3 protein-coding genes are annotated in these 2,624 nt (G+C 66.9%); 2 read left to right on the top strand and 1 reads right to left on the bottom strand.

Features of this window, described 5'->3' with window-relative positions; translation table 11 throughout:
* The first annotated feature begins 231 nt into the window (after positions 1–231).
* Positions 232–1,179, top strand: a complete 948-nt coding sequence (locus VMJ70_06350) for a T9SS type A sorting domain-containing protein (GenBank protein ID HTO90736.1) — start codon at positions 232–234, stop codon at positions 1,177–1,179.
* Here the strand turns inward: VMJ70_06350 and VMJ70_06355 are convergent.
* Positions 1,116–1,721 carry a DUF2087 domain-containing protein gene (locus VMJ70_06355; GenBank protein ID HTO90737.1) on the bottom strand — a complete coding sequence of 202 codons (606 nt, stop codon included), beginning with the start codon at positions 1,719–1,721 and terminating at the stop codon, positions 1,116–1,118. The genes VMJ70_06350 and VMJ70_06355 overlap by 64 nt on opposite strands.
* 301 nt (positions 1,722–2,022) lie before the next feature.
* On the opposite strand from VMJ70_06355, the gene VMJ70_06360 reads away from it, so the two are divergent.
* A partial coding sequence (locus VMJ70_06360) for a lipase maturation factor family protein (GenBank protein HTO90738.1) occupies positions 2,023–2,624 on the top strand: 602 nt, incomplete at its 3' end.

Raw genomic sequence — 2,624 nt, forward strand, 5'->3', positions numbered from 1 at the left:
GGTGAGGCGGCTGTGATCGTCGCGAGAATTCCCTGCTTGAATCACTGAGGAGGCCGGACTAGCGTTCGGCTCGAAGTTGGCGCTACCCCCATGGTTCCCTCCGTCCCCTCGATTCGTGAGGATCCCATGCGCCCCAGGTCGTCGCATGTATTCCGCCTCCGCGCGCTGCTGCCGCTCGCCGCATGCTTACTCCTCGCACCAGTGTCCGCACACTGCGCAGCGATCAACGACGTGTTGTTCATCGCGCAGCTCGACCAGCACTTTCAGTACGGCCCCTTCACCGGCAACGTGCGTCCGTGGGACAACTTCGGGCAGCAAGGCGCGTTCATCGGGCATCAGGAGTTCACCCACGATTCGACCCTGACCTACGGATCGGTCAGTGTGTTCGCTGCAGTCTCCGCCGACACCGGACTTCTGATCGCCGATCTCGATTCCTACGCCCAGATCGAGGTACGCGCGGGCATCTCCCACACGATAGTGACGTCGTGGACTATCGATGTGTACGTGCGCGGCGCGGCCAGTACGCCGTACTGGATCATCGAGAAGGAGGTGGGTGATCTCGACGCGTCGCGCTTCGGCGGCGTCGCGGGTTCATTGCAGCCCGTGAACGGCACCGCCACCGCCTCGTTTGCCGACACGTCCGACGTGGTCGACTACACCGGCGAGCTGGCGAAATCGGTGAACGAACTGAACGTCTTCTCGGGCGTCACCGGCGCCACGATCATGTGGAACGGAGATACCTACTCTCACGCTCGAACGCTCAAACTGACCACGCTCGCTCAGGCGACGCAGACCTTCTGCGCGCTGGGCTGCATGGCCGCCGCCGACACCATGACCGCCCATGCCGGCGGTCACGGCGAGATCGCCGTCTATCCATACGTGTCGCCGCTGTCGGTTCCGCCGCTCGAAGCCGGCGACGCCCAACTCGCCGTCCATGTCTGGCCCGATCCGCTGCGGTCGCTCGGCACGATCGCGTTCCGCGCTCCGACGGGAGCGCTTGCGACCGTCGATGTGCTCGACCTGCGCGGGGCACTCGTGCGCCGTGTTTTCGACGGCGCAGCGAGCGGCCGCGAGCAGAACGTTCCCTGGCGTACCGGCGGCGTGAGCCCGGGTATCTACTTCGTGCGAGTGATTGCCGGCGGTCGAAAGGTCACCACGCGCGTCGCGCTGGTGCGCTGACGATCTCGCCACGCGGCCAGCAGCGCCCGCGTCTCGGCATCGGGCCGCGCCGGCAGCTTCCAGTATTCCGAGCAGTCGCTCTTGCGCGCCAGCAATCGGTGATCCACCAGCTCGCGGCGCAGAGTGACGTGGTCGCCGAATGCGTTCGCGCTCTTCAGCACCGCGTTCACTTCCTTCTCGGTGTAAACGCGGCGCGAATCGAAGCGCGTCCACAACACCCACATCGCGAGCTTCTGGACGCTGAACTTGGTGGGCCAGCGCACCAGCCGGCCGCGCGTGTCGAACTGCTTGAGGGTCTTACGCGCATTCTCGCTGAGCGGCGGCAGCGGCGCGCGATCCTCGGCCGCCAGTGGCGCGGCCGGCGCCTCGAGCGCCGCGCGCAGTGCCTGATAGTTGCGGTGACCCGCGGCGCGCGCGATCAGGTTCAGCATCTCGACGTGGCCGGGCGGACTCGGTTCCCCGCGCTCGGCGAGCGAGCGCACGAGTGATCGTGCAAACGCGGAGAGATCGGACGTGGCGAACGGGACGAGTTCTCGAGGCATGGCGCTTCCTCGCATACGGTACGCGCGCTCGCGGCCCCGCGAGAGCAGGGTGCCGGGGATCGCCGTCTTGCCAGCCGGGCGCGCGCCGCTTTCGCGGAAGCGTTCCAGAGCCGAGAATGCGTGGCAGGTCTAGCTCGCGGCCTCGAGGGACCGCGCGGCGATGCCTGGGTGAACTGCCGACCCGTACCCCAGACTAACCGATTCGCGAGGAATTTCCGAGATTGCTCGAATGAACCTGCCGACGTCTGGTTCGAGGCGCCCGCCGTCGGTCGCATCGAGCTACTGGCTGACGCGTTTCCTGATGCTTCGACTGCTGGGGCTCGTCTACTTCTTCGCGTTTCTCTCCGCCGCCCGGCAGGTCGTGCCGCTGATCGGCAGCGACGGGCTGACCCCCGCTTCGGTGTGGATGGGCGACGTGGCCGCCGGGCTCGGATCGCGCGGCGCGGCGTTCCTCGCGTTCCCCGGCCTGTTCTGGTGGGACTCGTCGAACGCCGCGCTGGTCGGGGCCGCGTGGCTGGGTGTCGGACTCTCACTGCTGGTGGTCGCGGGTTTCGCGAATGCAGTGCTGATGGCGGTGCTGTGGGCGCTCTACATGTCGTTCGTTCACGTCGGGCAGGAGTGGTACGGCTACGGGTGGGAGATCCAGCTCCTCGAGACCGGCTTCCTCGCGATCTTCCTGTGCCCGCTGCTCGATCCACGCCCGTTCCCGAAGCGCCCGCCGCCGCGGGTCGTGATCTGGCTCAACCGCTGGCTCATCTTCCGCATCATGCTCGGCGCCGGGCTGATCAAGTTGCGTGGCGATCCGTGCTGGCGCGATCTCACCTGCCTCGACTACCACTACCTCACGCAGCCGATCCCCAACCCGCTCTCGCGCTGGTTCCATTTCCATCCGCCGCTCGTTCA

Source organism: Candidatus Sulfotelmatobacter sp. (genome assembly GCA_035498555.1).
GTDB lineage: Bacteria > Eisenbacteria > RBG-16-71-46 > RBG-16-71-46 > RBG-16-71-46 > DATKAB01.

Coding starts and splice junctions, on each gene's coding strand:
- VMJ70_06355 (HTO90737.1), bottom strand. CDS start 1,721: ATGCCTCGAGAACTCGTCCCGTTCGCCACGTCCGATCTCTCCGCGTTT.